Annotated in this window: 19 protein-coding genes; 7 read left to right on the forward strand and 12 right to left on the reverse strand. The window is 45.3% G+C overall.

The features are described from left to right. Positions 1–116 precede the first annotated feature (116 nt). The 4 genes from ACFPIB_RS07985 to tpiA form a co-directional block, all read right to left on the reverse strand. Positions 117–5,687, reverse strand: coding sequence for a hypothetical protein (locus ACFPIB_RS07985; protein ID WP_378016911.1), 5,571 nt, complete (start codon positions 5,685–5,687; stop codon positions 117–119). Between the two features lie 15 nt (positions 5,688–5,702). Next, on the reverse strand, positions 5,703–6,539 hold the full coding sequence (gene prmA, locus ACFPIB_RS07990) for a 50S ribosomal protein L11 methyltransferase (RefSeq protein WP_378016912.1): 837 nt from the start codon (positions 6,537–6,539) through the stop codon (positions 5,703–5,705). Between the two features lie 10 nt (positions 6,540–6,549). After that, the gene (locus tag ACFPIB_RS07995) at positions 6,550–6,933 is read right to left on the reverse strand and encodes a 7(1) septoil knot domain-containing protein (protein ID WP_378016913.1); all 384 of its coding nucleotides are present in this window, start codon (positions 6,931–6,933) and stop codon (positions 6,550–6,552) included. Between the two features lie 383 nt (positions 6,934–7,316). Continuing rightward, positions 7,317–8,072, reverse strand: coding sequence for a triose-phosphate isomerase (tpiA, locus tag ACFPIB_RS08000; RefSeq protein WP_378017208.1), 756 nt, complete (start codon positions 8,070–8,072; stop codon positions 7,317–7,319). 257 nt (positions 8,073–8,329) lie between these two features. Between tpiA and ACFPIB_RS08005 the strand changes: the two genes are divergently transcribed. After that, positions 8,330–8,623, forward strand: coding sequence for a (2Fe-2S) ferredoxin domain-containing protein (locus ACFPIB_RS08005; RefSeq protein WP_378016914.1), 294 nt, complete (start codon positions 8,330–8,332; stop codon positions 8,621–8,623). Between the two features lie 291 nt (positions 8,624–8,914). On the opposite strand, the gene ACFPIB_RS08010 is transcribed toward ACFPIB_RS08005, so the two are convergent. The 7 genes from ACFPIB_RS08010 to ACFPIB_RS08040 form a co-directional block, all read right to left on the reverse strand. Then, complete coding sequence (locus tag ACFPIB_RS08010) at positions 8,915–9,439, reverse strand: ferritin (protein WP_378016915.1); 525 nt, start codon at positions 9,437–9,439, stop codon at positions 8,915–8,917. A gap of 245 nt (positions 9,440–9,684) precedes the next feature. Beyond that, positions 9,685–10,038 carry a hypothetical protein gene (locus ACFPIB_RS08015; protein ID WP_378016916.1) on the reverse strand — a complete coding sequence of 118 codons (354 nt, stop codon included), beginning with the start codon at positions 10,036–10,038 and terminating at the stop codon, positions 9,685–9,687. Positions 10,039–10,129: 91 nt separating this feature from the next. After that, complete coding sequence (locus tag ACFPIB_RS08020) at positions 10,130–10,327, reverse strand: cysteine-rich CWC family protein (protein ID WP_378016917.1); 198 nt, start codon at positions 10,325–10,327, stop codon at positions 10,130–10,132. A 207-nt stretch (positions 10,328–10,534) separates the two neighbouring features. Then, positions 10,535–11,107, reverse strand: a complete 573-nt coding sequence (locus ACFPIB_RS08025) for a pentapeptide repeat-containing protein (RefSeq protein WP_378017209.1) — start codon at positions 11,105–11,107, stop codon at positions 10,535–10,537. 12 nt (positions 11,108–11,119) lie between these two features. Continuing rightward, positions 11,120–11,779 carry a tetratricopeptide repeat protein gene (locus ACFPIB_RS08030; RefSeq protein WP_378016918.1) on the reverse strand — a complete coding sequence of 220 codons (660 nt, stop codon included), beginning with the start codon at positions 11,777–11,779 and terminating at the stop codon, positions 11,120–11,122. A 388-nt stretch (positions 11,780–12,167) separates the two neighbouring features. After that, a complete protein-coding gene (gene uvrA, locus ACFPIB_RS08035) occupies positions 12,168–14,969 on the reverse strand; it encodes an excinuclease ABC subunit UvrA (RefSeq protein WP_378017210.1) in 2,802 nt (933 codons plus the stop codon). Positions 14,970–15,088: 119 nt separating this feature from the next. Continuing rightward, on the reverse strand, positions 15,089–15,409 hold the full coding sequence (locus ACFPIB_RS08040) for a hypothetical protein (protein WP_378016919.1): 321 nt from the start codon (positions 15,407–15,409) through the stop codon (positions 15,089–15,091). 486 nt (positions 15,410–15,895) lie between these two features. Here ACFPIB_RS08040 and ACFPIB_RS08045 point away from each other — a divergent pair, with 486 nt between their 5' ends. From ACFPIB_RS08045 to ACFPIB_RS08055, 3 genes are all read left to right on the forward strand, one after another. Then, on the forward strand, positions 15,896–17,986 hold the full coding sequence (locus tag ACFPIB_RS08045; RefSeq protein ID WP_378016920.1) for a hypothetical protein: 2,091 nt from the start codon (positions 15,896–15,898) through the stop codon (positions 17,984–17,986). 155 nt (positions 17,987–18,141) lie between these two features. Then, positions 18,142–19,551: a T9SS type A sorting domain-containing protein gene (locus ACFPIB_RS08050; RefSeq protein WP_378016921.1), complete on the forward strand. Its 1,410-nt coding sequence runs from the start codon at positions 18,142–18,144 to the stop codon at positions 19,549–19,551. 163 nt (positions 19,552–19,714) lie between these two features. Beyond that, complete coding sequence (locus ACFPIB_RS08055; protein WP_378016922.1) at positions 19,715–21,271, forward strand: T9SS type A sorting domain-containing protein; 1,557 nt, start codon at positions 19,715–19,717, stop codon at positions 21,269–21,271. Between the two features lie 145 nt (positions 21,272–21,416). Here the strand turns inward: ACFPIB_RS08055 and ACFPIB_RS08060 are convergent, their stop codons facing one another. Further along, positions 21,417–22,670, reverse strand: coding sequence for an MFS transporter (locus ACFPIB_RS08060; RefSeq protein WP_378016923.1), 1,254 nt, complete (start codon positions 22,668–22,670; stop codon positions 21,417–21,419). Positions 22,671–23,455: 785 nt separating this feature from the next. Between ACFPIB_RS08060 and ACFPIB_RS08065 the strand changes: the two genes are divergently transcribed. The 3 genes from ACFPIB_RS08065 to ACFPIB_RS08075 all read left to right on the forward strand — a co-directional run bounded on the left by ACFPIB_RS08065 (position 23,456) and on the right by ACFPIB_RS08075 (position 25,008). Continuing rightward, positions 23,456–23,923 carry a DUF6799 domain-containing protein gene (locus ACFPIB_RS08065; protein WP_378016924.1) on the forward strand — a complete coding sequence of 156 codons (468 nt, stop codon included), beginning with the start codon at positions 23,456–23,458 and terminating at the stop codon, positions 23,921–23,923. Between the two features lie 280 nt (positions 23,924–24,203). Further along, positions 24,204–24,803, forward strand: coding sequence for an RNA polymerase sigma factor (locus ACFPIB_RS08070; RefSeq protein ID WP_378016925.1), 600 nt, complete (start codon positions 24,204–24,206; stop codon positions 24,801–24,803). Then, complete coding sequence (locus ACFPIB_RS08075) at positions 24,778–25,008, forward strand: hypothetical protein (protein ID WP_378016926.1); 231 nt, start codon at positions 24,778–24,780, stop codon at positions 25,006–25,008. The genes ACFPIB_RS08070 and ACFPIB_RS08075 overlap by 26 nt, the downstream gene beginning before the upstream one ends. Positions 25,009–25,451: the final 443 nt, after the last annotated feature.

Raw genomic sequence — 25,451 nt, forward strand, 5'->3', positions numbered from 1 at the left:
TCTTGTTTCCCTAACTCCAAAAACGCTATGGTTTCGGACTGAAAAACTCACGGGCCATTGCCATATATATACGTTTCTGCTTTTGCAACCGGCTATAAAAAGGCATAGCCCCGTAATTACGGGGCTATGTCTGCTTCGGTATCTTCTTCTATCGGTTCGCCAAATTCATCAAGCTTCGGCTTTTTCTTTTTCTCTTTTTTCTTTTTCTCCGGCTTCGCCTCTGGCTCTGGTTCCGCGGCTGGCTCAGCAGGAGTATCAGCCGGTGCTTCTTCTGCCGGAGCGTCTATTTGTTCTTCTTCTTTAACTTTTACTTTCTCCTTTTTCTTCTTCTTGGCCGGTGCCTCTTCTGCAGGGGCTTCTTCAGCCGGAGTATCCGCAACCGGCGCATCTGCTGGTGGTGCATCGGCCGGAGGAGCTTCAGCCGGCGGTGTATCGGCTACCGGTTCATCTTCAATCGGATAGCCATACTCATCAACCTGTGGCTTTTTCTTCTTTTCTTTCTTCTTTTTCTTACCGGCTGCCGGTTCCGTGCCATCGCCCTCTCCTTCAGCCGATTCTGTAGCCGGGTCAGAGGCCGGTTCTTCGTTTATCTGAACAGCCGGAGCATCTACCAGAGGCTCGCCTTTGCCACCCAGATACGTATTCCGGAAATTCAGCACAAACTGGTTCCGGTCCATAGTTTCGCCGGCGATTGGGGTAAAGGTAGCAGCCACCGTTCCGGCCGGTTTAAGTTTCGGAGCCAGTATCTGGTTAAATTTCCCGTCGGAAGAAGCTACAGTCAGGACATTTTCGGAGTAGCTGAAATAGTACCAGGTAGTTGGGTTGGCTTCCAGGTAAATATTCACCACATCAAATTCTCCGTTGCGTTTAATTTCAATGTGGCCCGGCATCTGCACGTTCACATCGGTCTTATCTATGTTGGCTACACTTATCGGACCAACACTGTACCAGGCACCCGTTTTCTGGCTCCAGCGCAATTTCACCTCGTTCAGCACCAGGCTATGGATCAGCTTCGGCGAAATTTTCGGGAAAGACACATAGCCGGAATTCGTTTTGTTAATGTAATCTTCCACGCCTTTATTGCCCAGGAATTCGCCTAATTTAAACAGCAACGCTGAATTACCACTGTTAACTGCCTCCGGTGCGCCGCTGGAATTATCTACCAGCATGGTACCCATCTGCGCCCAGGCCTGCGACGGTAAATTAATATCGAAAGCCATAAAAGCATCCAGGTTTACCCGGTTACTATCCAGATTCGCGCGGGCACTACCGGAAGTTGCCAGTTTAAAATCTCTCTCCGATTTTATCAGGTTGAACTTTCCTTCGTACTTCGCCACTTTAGACGAATCGTTGTAAAGCATCACATTACCTTCGTAAGAATCGGCGTACGCCCGCGATTCATCGCCGAGCTTAAATTCGCGGTTAAATTTATCGTACGAAAGCAAACCATCCACTTCAAAAACGCTCAGGTCCGTTTCATCGGCTTTCTCAGACACAAACGTGTTGTAAATTTTTGAGGAATTACCCGAAACGTGCAAACCGGTTACCAACGGCACATCATCCACGGTTTTCATATTTTTGATCGTTACCCGAATAGAATCCGGATTTACCGTATTCTTATAAGGGAACCAGGCTGAAGCCGCTTCATCGCCGAATGCAAGTTTCATTTCCCCGTCAAAATCGAGCAATTGTTTATTCGACGTTAGATTTACAACCCCTTTATACAGAATTTTCGGCAGTAGTTCCATGCGGGTTTCTTCTGCTACCTCGCCCACTGCTTTGGTAACATACTCGTAAGGCTGGCCTTTTTCTATGAGCACAGAATCGCGGGTAAAACTGCCAAACTTGATCGGGAAGGCTTTGCCCTGCGAATTCTTATATTCCAAAGTAGCAAAACCCTGGAACTCTTTCCGCGACATGATATCAATTTCGCCCTGCACCATTTCATGGAAACGGTTAAGCGTATCCATCACAATTTTAGAGTTCTGCAACACCTTTATGTCCGCACCCTCGGTAATTTCCACGTTGCCGTCGCCCGGATAAATATGCGCATCGTTCGCGCGAATGTAAGGGACTCCGCCTGCTTTCAGGGTATTAGTATTCAGGTCGTAGAAAGCGCTTTTGGCATAAAACTTCAGCGTATCCTGATCCGGGTTTGTAGAATAGAAGAATGAGCTCGTAATATCTTCCTTGCCTTCCGGCTCATTCATGGTTACGATCTTCTGCTTGAAATCCCACTTACCGCCGCTCAACGAGGTTTTATACTGCGCATTCGGTAGTTCTGTACTCGCAAAGCCTACCCTTTCCGGACTGAATTCGGCATAGCCTTTTTTCAGATCGTAGTCCATGTGCACATCGGTAGCAAGCAAAGCCGGTTTATCCGGATTATCAGACTTAATCTCCATCACAGCATTATTCCCCTTAAAGTGCGTTTCCTGGAAATTGAAATACGGCGACTTTATTTTAGTTTCTTCGCTCTCAACCATACCGTTTCCTTTCAGGCCTTCCGGTGTAATTACGGCCCGGCCTTTATAAGCAAACTGCCCGTTATAAAGCTTTATCGGATCCATGTATTTCTCATTGAAGAGCGAATCCGGTTTGTTCAGGGCCAGGCTATCGGCGCTCACATGCCAGTTCATTTCATAATGGCCTATAACAGCATCCGGGAAAATTCCGGTTTTATTCGCCGCAATGGCCCCGGAAATACCACGCTTGGTCGTTACCGAATCGAGGTAGAACGTAAACGTATCGGATTTCAGCGTGGAAGCCAGATAATTGATGGAGCCGTTGGCCTGAAGACCATTTTCGTTCAGCGTGATCTTGCCCGTGGCTTTTCCTTTGCCACCATAAACCGGCATACCTTCCTCCGGCATCTGGTATTCAAAACCCAGACTCTGATCCGGCATAACCGTCAGACGCGTTTCTATTGGCGGGAAAATATTGCCGGAATGAAACGTACCTTTAAAGTTTACAGCACTTTGGCTGGCGCTGCCAATACTATCGAGCTTGAACGGCGGAATGGTAAAGTACACGCTGCTGTCGTAGGCTCCATCAAGTACGTCAGGTTTGTTGAAATACACCACCGCACCGGTAGAAGCATCGAACATCGGGTAGCCCGGTATTTTTTTGCGACCCGATTTGTTATTCGGTTTATTCAGATAGAGCTTTCCGTTCAGGCCGGTAAGGGCTTTTTCGGTACTTACTTTCGGTTTCTTTTTCACGACCGGTTTTGGCTCGCCGGTCGTTTCGTCGGCCACGGCTTCTTCCTCAATAATCGGATCGCCCCATTCATCGAGCTGCGGCTTTTTCTTTTTAGCTTTCTTAGCTTTGGCTATTTCGCGGGCTTTTTTCTTTTCTTCCTTCTTTTTTTGCTTGGCCAGCTTTTTAGCGGCTTTAGCGGCCTGCAATTTTTGTATCCGAACCGAATCATCTTCCGGGAAATCATCCGGCGCAGAAATCTGGGCCAACGAATCGGCAGCGGCCTGGGCTTTTTCCTGGGCTATGCGTTCGGCGGCGGCGCTGTTCACATCGGCACCTTTAATATCTACTTTCTCTTTCGCGCCTTTTTTGCCTTTTCTGGTCCGGAAGATCAGCGAGTCGATCTTGGTCATATCGATCCAGTAATCGTTGTAGCTGAATTTGAAACCGGAACCTTTAAAAATGAAGTTTGGCGTGGTAACGCGCCCGGCAAATTCCATGTCCCGGTTTTTCCGCACCCGCACAATACCGCTATCCGGCACGGCAATAATCGCCCCAGAATCGGCATTAAAGGCAAATTGCTTTACGCCCCGCAGCACCAGTTCCTTGCTGCCCATATCGAACGTCGCATTTTTACCGGCGCCGGAATAAGACTTAATGGAAATATGGTCGAAGTCTTTTTTATCGCGGTGCGCATTTACGTAATGTATTGCTTTGGGCTTCAGAATGATATAACCGGTAGTACTGTTGTATTCTATGTAACCCAGCCGCGCCATAGCCGCCATCGATTTTTTGAGCGTAGCTTCCTTTATTTTTAAATCCTGGGCTACATCTACGGCGTAGAATTTATCGGTTTTTTTGCGTTGCGAATAGCCCACCAACATTTGCAGCGGGTGGAAACTCGAAATACCTTTCAGTTGCTGGTAACGCTTATCGGAAAAATAATCGGCCGATTCGATCTGGGCCGGCACCATTTCTTTAGCTGTGATGATGGAAAATACCATTTGCGGCTCGGCCAGATTCCAGATCAGCAGGTCGGCGGTAATTTCCATTTTATGATATGAATCTAGGAACGGAATTTCTTTCAGCGCGCTGTTATTGTTTTCCATCATTTTCAGCATGTTCCGTTCCCGCGAAAACTTGAATTCCATACCCGGATGAGTAATGGAATCTTTTTCCTGGTAAATAGTAATGCCCGCGCGTTCCGCCGAAATTAAGGTATCGCCGAGAATGTAGTTGCGCGAATACGACTTGAATTTCTTTTCGCCGTTATATTTGGCTACCAGATAAGAAAAGCTGTTATCTAAGGCGGCACTCATAATTTTAGCGCCCTGCAACGTAAACCCACCACGATAAGCCAGGTTTTCGCCTAAATTTTTAAGCTTGGCATCATTGGTAAAAGAGGCAAAACGCGGATAGCCATAATCTACGTTAATAACGCGGCGCTTGGCTTTATATTCAAAAACACCCTCAATGGGTTCTTCTAAAGTAGCGTTATAAGTAAGCGTGGCGCCTTCGGCTTTGAACTCAGGCTTGGTAACGTCGAAATTATATTTTTTGAGCTCTACCGAAGCCGGATTGCCATTGATATCCCAATCGAAATGACCGCCTTTACCCACAAACTTGTTTGAAAGCAAAGAAACGACCCCGCTGGTTTTGTAAATGGTTACCGAATCGAACTGGCTAACCATGTAAATATCGGCGTCTTTAATTACAATGGCCGGGCCTTTAACAACGGGAACTTCTTCGGTTAAATAACTGGTACGCATGCTGCTTTCTTCCGGCACAACTTCCGGTTCCGGAGCTGTACCCCAGCCGTCGTCTTCGGTTTTGGCAGTGGTTTCGGTGTCATCCCAGCCCGACCAGTCGTCCCAGCCGTCGTTGCTTTTCTTTTTCTCGGTCTTTTTAGCAGTTTTCTTTGGTTCTGCTTTGGGTTTTGGAGCTGGTTTTGGTACCGTTTTTACGGGCTCAGGTTCATCTACTTCGTTGCCGTAGCGGTATTCAAAAGAAAAAGTACCCCCGATCACGCGCAGGGCATTGGTTCTGGTGCGGTATAAAGCTTTGGTATCTAAAAAACGGTAGGCCGTAGCCATAAACGTTTCTACCGATTTCGGATCTTCTTTCTGATACGTTTCATCGATCACGTTCATAACCTTATCCAGTTCCTTGCCGGTAAGGCTGTGCACGTTTACGGCGCTTCCAATGGCACCAAAATAATTTACAAAGTGCGGATAAGGTTTATACTTTTTTGCCTGCAAGCCTTTCGCGAATTTTATAACGCGGGTTTTCTGTTCAGGGCTTATCAGGCCGCTTTTCCAGGCCATATCGAGCATGGAAGCAACCTGTATAGCGCGATCGTTACGGGTTGGCACCATCATTGTCTGAACTTCCCCGATAAAAAGATCCGGATCTTCAGAGAACTTCGGCGTTTGGGCAAACGTGGTTACCAGGCTAAAAAAGAAAAAGCAAAAAAGTAAAAAAGACCTCATAAAAGGATATTCAGATTACATAAGCGGTTTCCGGAAAATAGCCGAAACCCAGTTGTTTTTCTCGCGGTTGGTCTCAAAAACCAGGCCGCAACGCGTAGCTTCTTCTTTCAGAGCAGGCAGATCTTCGATGTAAAAACCGCTTAAAACCAACGGACCGCCGCTTTTCAGCAGTTTGGTGTAAGCAGCCAAATCGGCCAGCAGTACGTTGCGGTTAATATTGGCCAGCACCACATCATAAGGCGCATCGTTTTCTACCACTTTTACATCGCCGAAATGCACCAAAATGTTCGGGCAGTTGTTCAGTTCTGCGTTTTCGCGGGCATTTTCTACGCTCCAGTCTTCTACTTCCACGCCCACTACCTCGCTGGCACCCAGTTTACAAGCCATAATAGCCAGAATACCGGTGCCGGTACCCATATCCAAAACCCGCTTGCCTTTATGATCTACCGTGAGCTGGTTCTCGATCATGAGCGTGGTGGTTTCGTGGTGGCCGGTGCCGAAGGTCATTTTCGGATTGATCACGATGTCGTACTGCACGTTTTCCGGCTGCGGGTGAAAGGAAGCACGTACGGAAACTTCGTTGCCAATGATCAGGGGTTCGAAATTCTTCTCCCACTCTTCGTTCCAGTTCTGCTTTTCAATTTTGCTGGTCTGGTAGGAAATTTCAGCCATGGCGGCGTATTTCGCTACTACTTCCTGCAAATCGGTTTCGCTGAAAATGTCTTCAGTAATGTAAGCGTTGAAACCGGAATCGGTGTCCATGAACGTATCGTAACCAATTTCGCTGAGTTCGGCAGTTAAAATATCGGCAAAATCCTGGGGCGCCTGAACGGCAACTTCAATAAAATCCATTTAAATAAATCTAATCTTTACAACCGGCAAAAGACCGGGTTTTGGTAAAATAAACGCCGAAATCGGCCAGGTTGCGGTTTGGCGAAACGAACACCACGAAATCGGCGAAATCGCGGTTCGGCGCGGGGTACCACAAGCCGGGCGCATCGGCAAAAAGCTTGTTATCTTCTTTATAAACCACCAGGTTGGCAAAAGCCTCTTCGGTTTCTTCGTAAATGGTAAACTGCGTTCCGGCCTGTTTGCGCGGGTCGCGCTCAAAATATACCGAGCCGTAAATGCGGCAGAAATCGGGCGGCAAAACGGTAGGCTTTTCGGGTAAAAAAGTCGTTTCGGCCGAAACAGATGCCGCCGGAAACGCCCAAAGCAGGAAAATTAAAATATACAGAATTCGCATTTAGCAGTCTTAAACCTTAAAATTAACGAAAATCTGTGGGAAAATAATATAAATCAGTCGGTTGGTTTCGCGCAATCGCTTTGGTTTTGTTAAAAAATTACCTGAATGTTATGTTTACCGCAAAGATTCTAGCTTTTTTAAAGCGGCTCACGCAGAACTAACATAAAGAGCAGGTTCATTTTTCTTGGACGAAAATATCAGTGTTTGACTAAAAAACTTGCCATAACCAAAACCTCCAGAATGCTGGTAGTAGCGCTTTAACAGTCATAGCATCCGGACTTTCCAAGCCCAAAACCCTACCGTTTTGAATAAGAAAAAGCGCAACATTTATACGCTGCGCTTTTCTTATATTATGAGTTTTCAGGCTCAAAAGCCTACCGTTTTTAGAACGAACGGATAATCGTTAAGAAATCTGCTGATTTTAAAGCGGCGCCACCAATTAAACCACCGTCCACATCTTTGCAGGCAAATAACTCTTTGGCATTCTGCGCGTTGCAGCTACCACCGTAGAGAATCGGCGTTTTAGAAGCAGCTTCAGCATCGTAAGCGCGGGAAACCTGTTCGCGGATGAATTCGTGCATTTCTTGGGCTTGCTCAGAGCTGGCCGTGCGGCCGGTGCCAATGGCCCAGATCGGTTCGTAAGCAATAATTACCTGGTCGAATTCTTCGTTGCTTAAATGGAATAATCCTTCTTTTAACTGCTGCGCAATGAAATCGAAATGAATCTCCTGCTCGCGTTGTTCTAAAGATTCGCCGCAGCAGAAAATTGGTTTTAAGTCGGCCGCCAAAGCAGCTTTCAGTTTCTGCTCCAGCAATTGGTTATCTTCCTGAAAATACTGGCGACGCTCGCTGTGGCCTAAGATCACATATTCACAACCAACTGATTTTAACATCGTTGCCGAAACTTCGCCGGTAAACGCGCCGCTTTCTTTTTGATGGCAATTCTGCGCCGAAAGCTGAATGTTCGCACCTTTGTTTTCGTTAACGGCCGCTAAAAACGGGAACGGCGGCGCTACAATTACTTCCACGCCATTGGCCGGATTATTCTGCAGATCGGTAGCAATTTCGGTTACCAAAGCTAAAGCCTCCGGATACGTTTTGTTCATTTTCCAGTTTCCGGCTACAATTTGTCTTCTCATGCGTTTATAGTCTATTTTTGAAAGCGTTTTTTCGTGGTGCATAGTTAAGAATTTTACCCCGGAAAGCCTAAAACCCCGCCTAAATCCTACCCTGTTTCATGGGAGCACTTTTTTCGCAATAGATTGCTGATTAACTTTTCCTGAAAAACGCTATGGTTTCCAGCCTAAAAAGTGCCCGATGCTTTCAATTCTGTTTGATTACAGGCAGCTATATTTTCAATCCTGCGTACAAAAAATACTAACTCCAAAATTCCGAAATGGGTAGAGAATACAAAATTCCGAAACAGGTAATTTACGTTTGCACCGGCGATAAATGCAAAAAGCGCGGCGGCAAAGACACAGGCAAAGCTTTCCGCCAACTCTGCAAAGATTTCGGCCTCAAAAACGATGTAGAGATTATCAAAACCGACTGCACCGACCGCTGCAAACTGGCGCCGGTAATTTGTATTCAGCCGCAGAATTTGTGGCTTTATGAAGTAAGCGAATACAAAGTGCAGAACTTATTTCAGCAGCATATTTTAAATGCGGGCAAAAAAGAAGATCAGCCTTGAAAGAAAAGCCAATTCGCCGTTGTTGGTGAAAACACCAATAACGGCGAATTCAAAACGTCATTCCGAGCACAATTGAGCGCGAGGTAGCGCGAAGATTGCGAACGTAGTTCAAGAGGAAACTTATGAGGCCGTATTATGATGCTGGCTTTATAAGTTGCCTCAACTTCGTTCGGGATGACCAGATAAATTAAAATATTTAAAAAAAAAGGTAGCGCAGAGTTTAAACCCTGCGCTACCTTTTTGCTTTTCTGCGGAAATCATTTTCAAATTTCCACATCTTCAAATTAAAATCTATTTCTCGTAATGAATGTGCGGAATGCGCTTATCGATCTCGTAACGGCCGGTTCCTTCTTCGCCAATTACATCAAACAATTCCAGCGCACGACGGGCTACATATTCCTCTTCGATCTGTTCGTTCAGGAACCACTGAATAAACTGGAACGTGATAAAATCGTTGGCTTTCATGCATTTGGAAGCCATGCGGTTGAATTGTTGCGTAACGTAAATTTCCTGCTGCAAAGCTTGCTCAAATACGCTTCGGAAGGATTCAAATTCCTGCGGAATGCCGGTAATTTCCGGGGAAATGGCACGGCCACCCAGGTCAGAAACATAGTTAAAAAGTTTCAGCATGTGCTCACGTTCTTCGCCAGATTGTTTCTGGAAATATTTGGCGCTGCAATCGAAACCGTTGCGGTCGCACCAGGAAGCCATGGCCAGGTAAACGGCCGAGGAATGTGCTTCTACTTTTATCTGTTCGTTTAATAGCGTTTCTATTTCTTCGGTAAGGGAAGTTTTAAGCCGGAGTAAGTCTTTCATAACGGTATCGGTTTTAAATAAAAAAGTCAGGAATAATTGCTTATGCCTGACTTAAATTTAACTGATATTTTAAGAATTGGTTACTCTTACAGCAGAAATGAGCTTAATACGGAATTGGTCTAAATTACCTCTTTAGATTTGAAATTTGAAGATGTGGGAATTTGAAAATAAGGAAATAAAAAAAGTCTGTGCGCCACAGACCTTGGAATATTGATCAGAAAGAAGTCTTGATACTTATGTCTAAATTAAACTGCCATCGCGTGCAGGCTTTCATAAATAATGCTGTTCAGCTCGATCATGGCTTTGGCGCCCTGCAGCAATTCCCGAAAATTCAGGACATCGGTTAAAGTCAGCACAAAAACGCGATCAGAACAAAGCGGATTTAAAACGACCACATCGGCAAAACGCGCCGGGTTCTCCGCCATTTCTTTAACGTCTATGGCTTCGAGGCTTTGTTTCAGGTGCAGGAAATCGGTAGGCTTAAAAGAAGAAAAACCGCCGGCAAACTCGATCCAGTAAACGTTATAGCGGTTGCATTGAAAAACAGCGCCGAATTCGGTCCGGAAAATTTCTGATAAAGTATTGGCAGCGGTTCCCATATTTTGGAGCAGTAATGTTGCTTTAAAAATGAATCTGCTGCAAAGATACGCTCAATTTAGAATTAGTCCAAATAAAGAGAGATGATAGTTGTCAGTTTTTTGCATCTTTCTTTTGAAGCTCTTTTTCCAGACAGCTTTTGCAATAGCAACTGGTAGCATCTTCGTTCAAAGGCATAATATTGGGCAAACTATCGCACCAGCAGATGGCATCGCCATTTACTGCACCACACAATAATCCGGTGCCGCATTTATAGCAGGGAATGGTGGGTTTGTTTTCGGGATTTGGCATTTTAATATTTAGCTTTTAGCTTCCTTTTTCCGTCATCTCGACCGCAGGGAGAGATCTCATCAAGTTAGCAGTAGTTTCTATCCTGGCTTTCTACTTTATTCCGGAGATCTCTCCTGACGTCGAGATGACGGCTTTGAATTTGCTTTTGTAATAGAAAAATCCTCCCCCTACCTCCTCCAAAGGGCGACTTATCTTCTCACGGCTTTTTTACTTGATAACGATACCGTATTTCTCCAGCAAACCGGGTAAGCCATTGATTGAGAACTTTGCTTTTTTGATGCGGTTGATCTCCGGATCGAAGCTGTAATTGTAGGCGGTGGTGAAGTCAGCTTTTTCGAGGTTGGTGCGGTCGAAGGTGGTTTGGTGGAGGTCGCAGTGCTGGAATCTGGCTTCGGTGAGGTCGGCTTCGGCGAAGTTGGCTTCTTTGATACTGCAATCCTGGAAGGTGGTTTTCTTGAGTTTCTTTTTGTAGAAATCGGTGAGGTCTAAGGTGCAATTTTGAAAGTTGACTTCGAATAGAAAATCGTTGCAACTTGCAAAACTTACCCCGATGAGTTTGCAGTTCTGGAACCGAACGTTGTTGAGTTTGGCGTTGGCGAATTTGGCCATGCTCAGGTTGCAGTCTTCGAAGCGGCAATCGGTGAACTCGTTGCGCGACAGGTCGGCGTTGGCGAAGTTGCAGTGCTTAAAGGTGCAATCGATGAACTCCCGGCCGTTGAGTTTCTTTTCGGAATAATCGAGCTTTTCGAAGGTTTGCTGCTCTTGCAGAAGTTCTTGCATCAAGATATTATATTACTCTTCAAATCCAGTAACAATAAAATCTATTGCAGGACGCCCCATTACAGTTTTGCTCTTTTTCTTAATAAAAGAATACAAAAAAACTGCGGTATCTGATCCAAGTGAAATCGCTTGATCAAGCACTACTAAAGCATCATCAAACTTTTCTTCTGCCCAATATAAAATTGCTAAATTAAACACAGCATATAAACAATCATTATTCAATTGGATAGCTTTTTTATAGCAGGCATAAGCAAGATTAATATCTTTTTTAAAACAAAAGATATTACCTAAATATAAATATGGTCCAGATGCATCAAAAACAGCATTACCAAAGATAGGGGCATTATCATCCAAACTTCTTATTGAATTTTTCATCCACTCCTCTGCTAAATCGAAAGATTTACGATAATAAAAAATTAGGCCTGCAGAAAAATAAATTATTGGTTGATCTGCGTCTTGTTCTAATGCTTTTAAGTAATCCCATTTTGCAAGATCAATCAAATTAGCCGAATAATGAGCTTGCCCTCTCCAATAATAATAAAAGGCTGACGGTTTCTCCTTACTTATAAGTTTATTAAAGCAATTTATTGCTTCTCGATATTCACCTTCGATAAAAAAGTTATACCCTTCAAGGAATTGTTCATTTTGAACCTCAAGAAAATATTTATCCATAAAGATTTAAATATGTCTGTCCCAAATATAGTATTTTAAATAAATGTTCAGAAAAACAATATTTTAAGTATCCAGATACTCTAAAAATTTAAAGAAAAAAAGGTGGTTGCTAATATACATCAGCAACCACCTTCAAATTTTGCACTTAATTAAACTTGTTATTAATCTATGATTAAATACTTAAACAATTCAATTATTACAGTTTTAATTAACCACCCAATAAATTTATTCTCCCCAATTTGGCTAACCAATTGCTTCAACTTTTTAGCCTTGTTCTTATAAATTGCCACATCCTTAGAGTAGCGAACAAAGAACGATTTGGGAATGAATCAGGAATACAAAAAAGCCTTACTGAAAGTTCAAATTAGTTAAAAAATTCTTCTCTCCCCTACAACTTCTCCTTCAAATACTGCGCGGTGTAATTATCATCCAGCTTCACCATATCTTCTGGGGTGCCTTCAAACAGTAAATAACCACCATTAATCCCACCTTCGGGACCCATATCGATGATCCAGTCGGCGGATTTTACGATGTCCATATTGTGCTCGATGATGACTACGGAATTGCCTTTATCGATAAGGGCGTTGATGGCGGAAAGCAGTTTGCTGATGTCGTGGAAGTGGAGGCCGGTGCTGGGTTCGTCGAAGATGAAAAGTACGTTCTCGTTGTGCGTGGTGGCGCCTTTGGTGAGGAAAGAAGCCAGTTTTACCCGCTGCGCCTCGCCGCCGGAAAGCGTGTTGCTCGATTGCCCCAGGCGAATGTAGCCTAGGCCCACATCGTCGAGCGGCTTCAGTTTTTCGGCTACTTTTGGCTGGTCTTTAAAGAAGGAAATGCTGTCGGCAATGGTCATATCCAGCACGTCGGAAATGCTCTTTTCCTGAAACTTGATATCCAGAATGTCCTGCTTGAATTTCTGGCCGTGGCAGCTTTCGCAGGTCAGGTAAATATCAGCCATAAACTGCATTTCGATCTTCACCTGACCTTCACCCTGACATACTTCGCAGCGGCCGCCTTCAATGTTGAACGAGAAATGCGATGGCTTGAAACCGCGGGCTTTGGCCAGCGGCTGGTCGGCAAAAAGCGCCCGGATGGCGTCGTAGGCTTTCACGTAGGTTACCGGGTTGGAGCGCGACGATTTTCCGATCGGGTTCTGGTCCACAAATTCCACGTGCGAAATCTTGTTCGTTGCCCCGCCGATCTTATCGAACTTGCCGATAATATCGGAATGGCCGCCGAGGTGTTTCTGCAAAGCCGGATGCAGAATGCGCTTGATCAAAGTCGATTTTCCGGAGCCGGAAACACCTGTTACCACCGTCATTACGCCCAGCGGGAAATTCACGCTTACGTTCTTCAGGTTATTTTCGCGGGCGCCGGTAATCTCGATAAAGTTGCGGGCTTTGCGGCGCGTTGGCGGCACCGGCAACCCCATTTTTCCGCTTAAATATTTACCAGTGTAGGTGCTGGAATCTTTCAGAATTTCCGGGTACGTGCCCTGGAACATCAGATTTCCGCCGCCCGTGCCCGCTTCCGGACCAATATCGATGATCTGGTCGGCGATCTCCATCATTTTTTCGTCGTGCTCCACCACAATTACCGTGTTGCCCAGTTTTTGCAGGCTTTTTAATACGCCAATTAATTGCTCGCCATCGCGCGGGTGCAGGCCGATGCTTGGTTCGTCCAGGATGTACATCGAGCCTACCAGCGCCGAACCGAGCGAAGTTGCCAGGTTAATGCGCTGGCTTTCGCCGCCGGAAAGGGTGTTGGAAAGTCGGTTCAACGTAAGGTAGCCCAGGCCAACGCGTTTTAAATAGCTGAGGCGTTTGGTAATTTCCAGCACCAGGCGTTCGGCTACGCGGGTTTCGTGTTCGGTAAGCTGAACATTTTCGAAGAAATCGAGGGTTTCGGTTATCGGTTTCAGCACCAGGTCCATAATGTTTACGCCGTTCACTTTCACGTAGCCGGCATCTTTGCGCAGACGCGTTCCCCGACAATCGGGACAAACGGTGCGGCCGCGGTAACGGCTCATCATTACGCGATACTGAATTTTATAGCTTTGCGCTTCTACGTGTTTGAAAAACGCATCGAGGCCGCGGAAATATTTATTACCGGTCCAAAGCAGTTGCTGTTCTTTTTCGGAAAGTTCGTTGTATGGCCGGTGAATAGGAAAATCGAAGCGAATGCCGTTCTTGATGAGCGGCTGCTGGAATTCTTCATTCATTTTATCTGAACGCCACGGAGCAATGGCACCTTCGTAAACTGTCAGGCTTTTATCGGGAATTACTAGGTCTTCGTCGATGCCCAACACAGAGCCAAAACCTTCGCAACGCGGACAGGCGCCGTAGGAATTATTGAAGCTGAAAAAGTTGACGTTCGGTTCTTCGAAAACAATACCGTCGAGTTCAAAACGGTCGTTGAAAACGTGGTTCTTTTCGTCGGTGCGTACGTGGCATTCGGAGTGGCCTTCGAAGAAAGCGGTTTGTACGGAATCGGCAATGCGAAACTGCAGGTCTTCGTCGTTGGGTTGAATTACGGCGCGGTCTACTAAAATGTAGATACTTTTTCCGGCCTTGGGCATAGCGTTTTCCAGGGCATCTTCAATGAAAACCACTTCTTCGTCTACCACAATTCTGGCATAACCTTTCTGCAGCAGCAGTTCGAGTTCGCGTTTCAGGTCGCGCTGGCGGTCTAAAGGAAGCGGCGCTAAGATCATTACGCGGCTGCCTTCGGGCAAACTGAAGATAAAATCTACCACGTCGGAAACACTGTCTTTGCGCACCTGCTTGCCGGAAACCGGCGAAAAGGTCTGGCCGATGCGGGCGTAAAGCAGTTTCAGGTAATCGTAAATTTCGGTGCTGGTGCCAACGGTAGAGCGGTTATTTTTGATGTTTACTTTCTGCTCGATGGCAATAGCCGGGCTGATGCCTTTTATATAATCTACATCGGGCTTATCCATTCTGCCCAAAAACTGTCGGGCATAAGAACTTAAGCTTTCGACGTACATCCGCTGGCCTTCCGCATAAAGCGTATCGAACGCTAGGGAAGATTTTCCGGATCCGGAAAGGCCGGTTATGACGATGAATTTATTGCGGGGAATTGCGACGCTCAGGTTTTTGAGGTTGTGCACGCGGGCGCGCTTTATAATAATGTATTCCCGCGGGTCTAAACTTTCAATGCCTTCCATTTCTTCCATCACTTCCGGCGAAGTAATATCAGCTTTTGGCGCTTTGGTAGCAGTAGTTTTTGTTTTTGCGGAAGTATTTTTAGCAGCTTTTTCTGAAGCTGATGCTTTTGCTTTTGCCATAGTTGTTCTTAACGTTTCCGGGTACTTTTTCGTGCCGAAAGCCTAGCGTTTTTACGCTGAGTTTTTGCGGCGTTTTCCATACCGTTTTGCAAGCAGTTTTTCAGGTTAAAACGATAGCGTTTTTTCCGAAGTTTTCCGGGTGAAAAGCCTACCGTTTTGGAAGGCACTTTTTCAGCCTGAAACCATAGCGTTTCACTAAGCAGTTTTTGCGCCTGAAAGCCTACCGTTTTGAAATTACCGAATGAAGCCGGAAAGGTTCGGGTAAAATTACCGATAAGCAGCGGGATGTAAAAATAATCGGACAAAGCTGTCTTCATTATTAAAAGCATATCAGAAAACCCGGCTTTGGCCTGAATTAATAATATCCAATAAACAGTATTTTCCAAATTCAGGCTTAACAAAGAAACAACAAATTGAATTTTTCCAACACAGACATATTATTAACCGGAGTTCTTCTTATACTTCAGCACAATTACTTAATCTACAAACTACCAATTTTTTTACCCAATCGTTAAATACAATAAGAATATCACAATGTAAATTTTAAAATAAACATAAATATTAGCAACGCACAATATCAGGAATATAATTTAAAAATATTCTTATTCTAATTTCAACTACTAAATATGGTCAAAATATTTCCGCTAGAGATGTTCTGCCCAGGATAGTAAAGATTACAAACAGCGCTCTTAAGTACAAATACCCTTCCCTTCCGATTCAGATCATCAATTCAACTTCCGATGCATGGTTTGCCATGCCTTCCTTGCTCTACTTTAACATTGCCACTATGAATCGCACTATTTGTAACTATTACTATGAAAACAACCTTTACTTACCTGAAATTACTCCTGATTACCTGCCTTCTGATTAGCACCGGAAAAACCCAGGCCCAGTTTACGCACTTTCCTACCAACGGAGCCCCTATTTTTGGCAAAAATCCGGTAGCAAAAGGCAACCTGGACGATCCGGATAAAAAGATCTGGGTGAAAGTGAACGGAAAAATGGCCGGGCCGCAACCGCACAATAAAATGCACCCTTTTGTAACGCCCGGTTCTTATGTAGATCTGAACTTCAACATAAATAAAGCCGGCAACCGTTACACCCTGGTTTCTTATACTGTAGATTCTGTAACCGGTAAACGCACCATTTACGATTACCAGAGTAATTTTTACAATGCTACCAAACCGGTTCAAGGCAATTCTAACCAGCAACTGGTACTTATACCGACCTGTAAATTTGAAGTTTACTTCGTAAAAGGCACCTTAGTAACCGATTTTACAGTTGCTCCCAATGCCGCCATTACAGCAAGTGGCCCGGCGGGAAACCCATATGCTACGGACCCTGCAGGCAACCTGGTTCTCGATTTTGCCAATGGCGGTTCCGGAACCTGCGAAACTTGCCCTACCGTGATCAGCAGCACCGACTGCGTTTTTCCGCGGCTGCTGGAAGTAATAGACCTGCCTAATCAACAGAAAGAACTGATCTTTTCAGTAATTAACAATATAAACACCAACACCAATGCCTGCGGTGCCGGCTGGCCGGAGATCGGCGACATTATTTTCACGAACATCAACCCGGTGCATACCGGCAATAACCAGCCTTACCAGTTCCGCTACAATTACCAGTTAGGCCCTAACATACCAAGTTATCCATTAAGTGGGGTAACACCGCCGCTGCCAAATAACTACCAGGGTTCGTTTGTTTTCGACCAACGAAATAACCACAATGTGCTGGATTTCGATGTGTATCAGTCGGAAATTGTGCGGTTCAGGGTTTCGGATGCGGAATACGCCCGCCTGAGCTCACCAGCCAATACGGTTATTCCGCAGATATGCGTAGAACTTAGTAATAAGCACCCGGAACCACACCAAACTTTACCGCCGGTTTACTGTGCCGATATTGACTTTGTGTGTGAAGCACCGGAGCCGGAAGAAGTATGTACCGCAGACAGCACCAGCAACTTTATAGCCCAGATACCAGAGGAATTTGAAAACGATGCGAGCGGCAATTTCCAGGTACCAGTAAGAATTATCAACTTAACAAATACACCTGTAAGCGTGGTTGATATTACCCTGGGCCCTAATCCGCTCCCGATTCTTGGTCCTTCCAGCGGCGCCTATGCTGAAGGTAATTATACCTGGAATGCAATAAATGATGCCGTATCGAATGTAACGTTCAACGCCGTGAACACAGCCGGTTTTATTAATGGAAACGAAGAAGATTTCATTCTGACCATTAATATGGATGATCTGCTGAATTCCGGGGGCTTGTTATCAATAGCAGTAACGGCGGGCAGCGTAACTGAAACCCTGGAACTTGAAGCAGGCCTCTGCGCCATAATAGTTACCCTGCCGGTAGAGCTGATCAACTTTAAAGGCAAAAACACATCGGAAGGTATTGCCCTGAACTGGACCACAGCATCGGAAAAAGACAACGACCGGTTTGAAATTGAACGCAGCGCGAATGGCCGGAACTTTGAAAAGATAGCCATAATAAAAGGCAATGGTAATTCGAGCAATCAGATCAATTACAATTACCTGGACGGCACAGCAAATAAAGGCCTGAATTACTACCGGCTGAAACAAATTGACTTTAACGGCGCCCACGAATATTCCCGGATCATTTCGGTGAATAATGAGGGAGGAAGAACGAATCCGCTGACGGTAATGCTGGTACCCAACCCTTGCCACGGCGAAAATTGCACCGTTCGCTTACAGAACTCCGAAACCAACACCCCGATCACGATTGAACTGCAGGACCTGGCCGGAAAAACTGTATTCAGCAAACAGATTCCAGGCGATCAGACGTCATTCGAATTACCGAAATCGGTTCGCGGCGGCGGAATTTATATACTCTCTGCCAGAAACGGCAGATACGCAACGCATCAGAAAGTAATAATGCACTAAAAGTAATAATGTAATAATTCTTTCATCTCCCACTTTACCACAGAAAATCCCGGAGCGTTGTTCCGGGCCTTTCAACCCCGCTCTCGACCAGGCACTTATACACAAGCTATCAATTTTAAGAGCTATGCATGTTAACAAACTTAATTTCTACTATTATGACACGTTTATCTTTACTCATAAGCTTTATTATAAGCTTAATCCTTGAACTTCCTTTTAATAGTTATGCCCAGATCCTCCCAGGCAATAATCCAAACCCGTATGGCATTTGCGAATTGCCTCCTCCCGGATGCCAGGAAATTCCGATCTGTACATATTATGACGATTGTTTCCGCTTCGACTTTTATCAGCCGGTAAACCGCCCAGACGGAACAACTGTTTTAAAGCACAAGATCACCAACTTCAGCGAATCTACTTTTAAACAAGCGGCTTTCGAATTACCAGGATCCGGCAGCCCGAGAACACCAGCAATACTTCCTACCACCTCGTTCAGGAACCGCTATAACCACAGCGTGGTAAATCCTTTCAACGACACGATGATCGCTTACAATGCCATTAATGCAGGTACGTTCAGCTACGGTGGTTTTGAAATGTATTACTATATTGTAAACACAGCAGATTTTAATGCTGCTTCCGGACGTTTTATTACCATAACCGCCAAAGCCGGCCGCCCTTGGCAGCTGCAACGCACCGGTACAGTAGTAATTGAAGTTGATGAATGCTTAGGTGTGCAACCTTGCACCCCGCCAACCGCCAACATCTCAGGCCCGGATACAGTTTGCCTTTTCAACGATGACCCATATGTATTTACCACTCCGGCTCTGGCTGGCGCTACTTACAACTGGTCGGTAACCAACGCTACTATTATTGAAGGCAATGGCACCAATACAGTATCTGTAGTACCTGATATCGATTTTGGCCCTGGCCTGATAACTGTTGTGGTTGCAAACCAATGCGACTCTGCAACTGCTACCAAAGAATTTGAAGTGATTGATTGCGACACGATTGTTCCGCTTCCGGTATCGTTGCGATCCTTCAAGGGACAGGTTAGCTCCGGTGGAATTTCGCTGAAATGGCAAACGGCTTCAGAACAGAACAACGACCGGTTCGAAGTTGAACGAAGTACCGACGGCAAGCACTTTGAGAAAATAGGTATGGTGAAAGGGAACGGCAATTCCAGCAATACGATCGCCTATAACTTCTTAGACCGGCATCCGCAACAAGGCACTAATTACTACCGCCTGAAACAGGTAGACTTTGATGGCAAATTCGAATATTCGAACATCATCTGGGTGCAGAATACTGATAAGTCAAGTGCTTTCTCAGTAATGATGGCGCCAAACCCTTGCATAGACGGAAAATGTAATGTGCAGCTGCAAAATACAGATCAGAGCCAACCGGTAACTGTTGAAATACGAGACCTGACCGGCCGCATGGTATTCAGCAAAGAAATACCAAACAACCAGACCACCTTTGAGTTACCGAAACTGGAAACCGGCGCAGGCATCTATATCTTATCGGCAAGGAACGGCCAATACACCGCCATACAGAAAGTTATTTTAAAATAATTCAACTTAACCAATTCACATTCTTTTAAGCACACACTTTAATATCTGAAAATCCCGGAGCGCTGCTCCGGGCCTTTCAACCCCACTCTCAACCAGGCACTTATGTACAAACTACCTTTTATCTGAACTATGAATTTTAACAAACTTATTTTTTTTAACAGCTATGAAACGCTTATCTTTACTCATAAGCTTTATTTTAAGCTTAACCCTCGGACTCGCCTTCAATACGCAGGCACAGACCTTAGACAATAATCCACTGGGCATTTGCGAAGCACCGCCTCCAGGCTGCCAGGAAATTCCGATCTGTACTTTTTATGACGATTGTTTCCGCTTCGATTTTTATGCTCCCCGCGACCTTGGCAACGGTACCAGTGTTTTAAAACATAAGATCACCAATTTCAGTGAATCTACTTTTAAACAGGCTACCTTCGAACTGCCAGGAAACGGCGCTTCTACGCCGGCTGCTGTAAGCCCGACCACTTCTTTCCGGAACCGCTACAACCACAGCGTAGTAAACAAATTCAACGACTCGCTCATTGCTTTTAATGCCATTAATGCCGGTACTTTTAGCTACGGCGGGTTTGAAGTGTATTACTACATTGTAAACAATGCCGACTTAAATGCGCCTTCCGGACGGAGCATACAGGTAACGGCAAAAGCTGGCCGGCCTTGGCAGCTGCAAAGAACTGGTACCGTTATAATTGACGTTGACGATTGCGTAGGCGCCCCTGGAGATACTGCTTGCCTGGTACAGGAAAACGATAACTACAGATTACTTTTCCCTTTCTTCAGCCCGAACGCCAGTGGTAATAACCCGCTGAACTTTACGCTGATTAACAAAACTGCCAGCGATGTGGATTTTATTCAGATGGAAGCTTCCAGCGCCATTGTAAGTCCATTGAATGGTACCGGTTATACCAGCCCGGTTAACGTACCTTTCTACAGCTACGATGTTTCTAATGCCAGCCCGCTACGGTTTACCCGAACTGTTGCAGCGCCTTCAACGGTAGGTTATGCAAACGGGCTCCGCGATATTTTCAACTTTGAAGTAGTCGCGGCACCGTTCCAGATATCGGGATCGCTGATAACGGTGGTGGTAAGGAATGATGCCGGTGTTCAGGATACTTTCATTTTTGAATGCGCGGAATGCGGGCCGATCGTACCATTACCAGTTACGCTCACCAGCTTTAAAGGCAAACTGACACCTGATGGCATTGCGCTTGACTGGAGCACGGGCATGGAAAAAAACAATGACCGGTTTGAAGTAGAACGAAGTATGAACGGCAAGGATTTCGAGAAAATTGGTATAGTGAAAGGTAACGGTAACTCGAATAACCATTTAAGTTACGACTTCCTGGATCGGAGCCCGCAGCAAGGTACCAATTACTATCGTCTGCGACAGGTAGATTTCGATGGGAAAGCTGAATTCTCGAAAATTGTAACGGTGAAAAACGGCAGCAAGGTAGAAGTTATGAAGGTATCTATGGTGCCAAACCCTTGCATAGACGGTAAATGTACCATTAACCTGCAGCATACCGACCGTAATTTACCGGTAACCGTTGAAATACGAGACCTGACCGGCCGCATGGTGTTCAGCAAAGAAATACCAAACAACCAGACCACTTTCGAATTACCGAAACTGGAAACCGGCGCAGGTATTTACATCTTATCGGCTAAGAACGGCGACTACACGGCTGTGCAGAAAGTAATTCTGAAATAAGGACAGCCACAAAAATCTCTTTTCATAAAAAAAAAACCCGGTAGCTGCTACCGGGATTTTTTTTTATGAGCCGATGCAGGTAGCCTGACTTTTCAGAGCTGAAACCATAGCGTTTTTGAGTTTTTCAGCCACAAAGCATGGCGTTTTACAATTGCAGGTCGCGAAGTTTTTTAGCTTTCAGGGAAGTAATACCAACAACCAATAAGGTCATGGCACCGCCGAAGACCACAGAAGGAACCACGCCCATAATGCGGGCCGCAAAACCCGATTCGAACGCGCCGATCTCGTTGGAAGAACCTACAAAAATATTATTCACCGCCGAAACCCGGCCTTTCATGTGTTCGGGCGTAAACGTATGAATGAGCGTGGAACGAATGATCACGCTGATAGAATCGAAAACGCCGCTGAGCGCCAGCAATACCAACGAAAACCAGAAGCTTCTGGAAAGCCCGAACAGGATGATGCAAACCCCGAAACCAGCCACGCAAAGCAGCATTTTTTTGCCGGCATTTACGCTTATTGGCCGGTGCGCCAAGTAAATGGCCATGAGCACCGAACCGACGGCCGGTGCGGCACGCAGAAAGCCTAAACCTTGCGGGCCGGCATGCAGAATTTCGGAAGCAAAAACCGGCAACAACGCTACAGCTCCGCCAAAAAGCACCGCAAACAGATCTAAAGAAATAGCGCCTAAAATGATCTGGTTACCAAACACGAACCGGAAACCGGAGAGCAAACTTTCTTTCATATTTTGCTTTGCTTCGGTAGTTGGTGGCAATGGTTTGGCTTTGATCAGGAAATAAAAAACGAAGGCGAAAAGGGTGAGCGATGCATCTAGGGCATACGCCGCCGTCATTCCGAAAAACCCGAAAACCAGACCGCCGATAGCCGGCCCGCCAACCGAAGCGGCTTGCCAGGTAGTGCTGCTCCAGGTTATGGCGTTGGCGTAAAATTTTCGTTCGGGCATGAGCTGGGGCATAAATGAGAATGTGGCCGGCCCCATAAACCCGCGCGCTATGCCGCTCAGAAAAATGACCGCATAAATGGGCAGCACACCGTTCTCTAAAACAAAGGCGCCGGCATCTATGGTAAAGAACCAGAGCGCGGCCGAGCAAACTACCAATACGCTTACCGCACTTACAATAATGCCTTTTCGGTTGTAACTATCGGCTACATAACCGGCATATAGCGCCACGAAAATGGAAGGCAGCGCTTCGGCTAAACCAATTAAACCCAGCGAAAGCGGATCTTTGGTGATCTGGTAAATCTGCCAGCCTACAATTACGGCCTGGATCTGTAAAGCAAGGGTAAGGCAAAAGCGCGCTGCCACGTAAAGCCGGAATTCCGGAATTTTGAGCGCCGCGTAAGGATCGTGCTTTACTTCGAAAGAAGGTTCTGCCATTGAAGGATTTTTTTTGAGGGAAGCAAAGGTACGGGAATATGCGTTAGTTTTTTGCTTAAAAAGGATAGCGTTTTTTTTCGTCATTTCGACGTGAGGAGAGATCTCTTTAGGTTGGTATTTTGGGTTATTATTGAGTTTTTAGGCCGAAAAGGATACCGTTTTATTTTGTCATCCTGAGCACAATTGAGCGCGGGAGCGCGAAGATTGCGAACGTAGCTCTGAAGGACCTCGTTGGCGGGCGGCAGTTTTTTCAACTAAAAGTGCTAGCGTTTTGAAATACTTTTTATGCTAAACAGCTGACTTTTAACTTTCTTAGGCAATTTATTCCCTCAAGCCGGGCGGCTTCGTTTCTGCGTTCGCGTCTCACCCTTTCCTAGCCGCAGGCGGCTTTTCTTACGAAACCGGAAAGTGCGGAGGCCGCGCACGCAGAAACTGGTGTTATTCACCTTCGTAGTCAGCTTCTTTTTAGTTTAGCTTTCTTAATAACGTGATTTTCTAGCTACGCTGCGCTGGCGATATGCGTGAGGAAAAGTTCTCCCCTGTTTTTAGGGGAGGGTTTAGGTGGGGGCCTTTCCTAAATCCAACAAATCCCAATTACAACAATCTTGCTATTCACAATTCAGTTTTCCAGTCTGAAAGCATAGCGTTTCACTTTGTTTTATAATTCTTTCACGAAAGCAATTTTAAAATTCTCTGAAAAACTGTTACCAGTTTAAAACGAAGGCCGTATAAATCTGCAAAGCCCGAGTTATAAACGGCTTTCTAATTTCATTTTTTGCTTTTTTATGAAAATACTGGCTAAACTTTGTTTCTTTCTGGCCCTGACTTTTATTGGTTTAGAAGCTTCGGCGCAGGCCACCATGCCCCGCAAAGGCGAACCTAAAAAAACAATGCGCGATGGGGTGGGCCGTAAATTCGGAAAAATGGTAGAGTTTAAGCGCGGAAAAGAAGTGGCGCTTTCCAGAACATACACGGCTAAAAACGGCACCAAAGTAACTTCGGCCGGCATGGTAACTTATGCAGACGGCACCAAAGAAAAACTGCCGGAAGGCTACGCGATAAACAAAGAAGGCGAAAAAGTGATTCTGGAAGATGATATGATCGCGCCGGAAAAAATACGGAAACACCAAAAGGAAGTAACCGGGAAAGATGAAACTTCAGTAACTATAACCGAAAGAACCAAACTGATCATAAACGACAGCACCGGCCGCAAAGCAGTTTACGATACTATCCGTACGGTGGAAACGAAATAAAAATGCCGCTTTCAGTTTTAAATTAGCCCAACGCTGCTTTTTCTATTGCTTTGAAATTAAACCAAACGCTATGCTTTTGGTCTAAAAAACTACCATGAAGCGCCGAAACGAAGTAACTGATCTTTATCATAAAAATAAATGCAAAATATCAGGCCGGCGCTTGACTTTCGGAAAAAATAAGTTTATATTTGATTCATTACTTTTATTAACGAACCCATCTAAAACCCAAACTCTTGCTTATGATATAAACGGCTACATTACTTTTATCTTGTAGGTTTATATGAATATTTCGCAGAGAAGCGACTCCGAGCTGGTATCGCTGTACATTACGGGTAACAAAAAAGCATTCGAAATACTGGTTAACCGCCACAAAAACCGTGTTTTCACGAGCATTATGCTTATTGTGAAAGACGAAGACGTGGCCGAAGATCTGTTGCAGGATTCTTTTATTAAAGCTATTCACACCATGAAAGGCGGGCGCTATAACGAGGAAGGAAAATTTTCGTCCTGGATCAGTCGCATTGCCCACAACCTGGCCATCGACCACTTCCGGAAAGAAAAAAGAAATCCGACTTTACAACTGGAAGACAATATCAAAGCGTTCAACTCGTTAAGCTATGCAGAAGACTCCGCGGAAGCGCTGCAGATTCGGGAAGAAACGTTTGCCCGGTTGAAAGCAATGATAGATCTATTGCCCGAAAACCAGAAAGAGGTGCTGATCATGCGCCATTATGCAGACATGAGCTTTCAGGAAATTGCGGACGCTACCGGGGTGAGCATCAACACGGCATTGGGAAGAATGCGCTACGCGTTGATCAATCTTCGGAAGAAAATGTCCACCTCAACGAAAGTATATGATCAAAACCTTTACGCACAATGAACTCATTCAGTATGTTTATGACGAACTGCCGGATGCAGTAAAAACCAACCTGGAATGCGCTTTGCAAACCGACGATGATCTGGCCGAAGCTTGTGCCGAGCTGCTGATCTCAAAACGCAGCCTAGAACGGGTAAGCAAAGCCCCGCGCCAAAGTTGCATCAGCAACATTCTGCTTTATTCGCAAACCTTTAACATGCAGTCCTGATAACGGGGCTGCATTTTTTTTGCGCTTCGGGTAATTTGTGTAGCTTTGGTAACATTCGTTGCAAAATATAACCGGAACAATGTTCAGAATTTACCTCACCCTTTTGCTGTTTGTTGCATTTTCGAAAATTAGTTTCAGCCAGAATTTAGTCCCGAATCCAGGATTTGAGCAGATTGTAAATTGTAGTAGCGTAAATACTACAAACTTTGGTACTGCTATAGATACCAGTGAAACCATTTTCCCGCATTTACCAGGCTGGTTCAATAGCAGTTATGGTGCAGCTGATTTTTTTCATTCCTGTTTACCTTTCACCTCCAGTCCAAATTATCCGAACACACCCCAGACACCTCGTACTGGGAATGGCAATGCAGGTTTACACGCCTATCTTCATTTTATTAACCCTCCCCCTGCTGGTATGGCCTTCAGAGAGTATATTCAGACGA

The sequence above is a fragment of the Adhaeribacter terreus genome, assembly GCF_042657365.1.
In the GTDB taxonomy this organism is placed as follows: domain Bacteria; phylum Bacteroidota; class Bacteroidia; order Cytophagales; family Hymenobacteraceae; genus Adhaeribacter_A; species Adhaeribacter_A terreus.

Coding starts and splice junctions, on each gene's coding strand:
- ACFPIB_RS08070 (WP_378016925.1), top strand. CDS start 24,204: ATGAATATTTCGCAGAGAAGCGACTCCGAGCTGGTATCGCTGTACATT.
- ACFPIB_RS08075 (WP_378016926.1), top strand. CDS start 24,778: ATGATCAAAACCTTTACGCACAATGAACTCATTCAGTATGTTTATGAC.
- ACFPIB_RS08030 (WP_378016918.1), bottom strand. CDS start 11,779: ATGGATAAATATTTTCTTGAGGTTCAAAATGAACAATTCCTTGAAGGG.
- ACFPIB_RS08050 (WP_378016921.1), top strand. CDS start 18,142: ATGACACGTTTATCTTTACTCATAAGCTTTATTATAAGCTTAATCCTT.
- ACFPIB_RS08005 (WP_378016914.1), top strand. CDS start 8,330: ATGGGTAGAGAATACAAAATTCCGAAACAGGTAATTTACGTTTGCACC.
- ACFPIB_RS08015 (WP_378016916.1), bottom strand. CDS start 10,038: ATGGGAACCGCTGCCAATACTTTATCAGAAATTTTCCGGACCGAATTC.
- ACFPIB_RS08040 (WP_378016919.1), bottom strand. CDS start 15,409: ATGCTTTTAATAATGAAGACAGCTTTGTCCGATTATTTTTACATCCCG.
- tpiA (WP_378017208.1), bottom strand. CDS start 8,072: ATGAGAAGACAAATTGTAGCCGGAAACTGGAAAATGAACAAAACGTAT.
- ACFPIB_RS08065 (WP_378016924.1), top strand. CDS start 23,456: ATGAAAATACTGGCTAAACTTTGTTTCTTTCTGGCCCTGACTTTTATT.
- ACFPIB_RS07985 (WP_378016911.1), bottom strand. CDS start 5,687: ATGAGGTCTTTTTTACTTTTTTGCTTTTTCTTTTTTAGCCTGGTAACC.
- ACFPIB_RS08055 (WP_378016922.1), top strand. CDS start 19,715: ATGAAACGCTTATCTTTACTCATAAGCTTTATTTTAAGCTTAACCCTC.
- ACFPIB_RS08025 (WP_378017209.1), bottom strand. CDS start 11,107: ATGCAAGAACTTCTGCAAGAGCAGCAAACCTTCGAAAAGCTCGATTAT.
- uvrA (WP_378017210.1), bottom strand. CDS start 14,969: ATGGAAGAAATGGAAGGCATTGAAAGTTTAGACCCGCGGGAATACATT.
- ACFPIB_RS08020 (WP_378016917.1), bottom strand. CDS start 10,327: ATGCCAAATCCCGAAAACAAACCCACCATTCCCTGCTATAAATGCGGC.
- ACFPIB_RS08010 (WP_378016915.1), bottom strand. CDS start 9,439: ATGAAAGACTTACTCCGGCTTAAAACTTCCCTTACCGAAGAAATAGAA.
- prmA (WP_378016912.1), bottom strand. CDS start 6,539: ATGGATTTTATTGAAGTTGCCGTTCAGGCGCCCCAGGATTTTGCCGAT.
- ACFPIB_RS07995 (WP_378016913.1), bottom strand. CDS start 6,933: ATGCGAATTCTGTATATTTTAATTTTCCTGCTTTGGGCGTTTCCGGCG.
- ACFPIB_RS08060 (WP_378016923.1), bottom strand. CDS start 22,670: ATGGCAGAACCTTCTTTCGAAGTAAAGCACGATCCTTACGCGGCGCTC.
- ACFPIB_RS08045 (WP_378016920.1), top strand. CDS start 15,896: ATGAAAACAACCTTTACTTACCTGAAATTACTCCTGATTACCTGCCTT.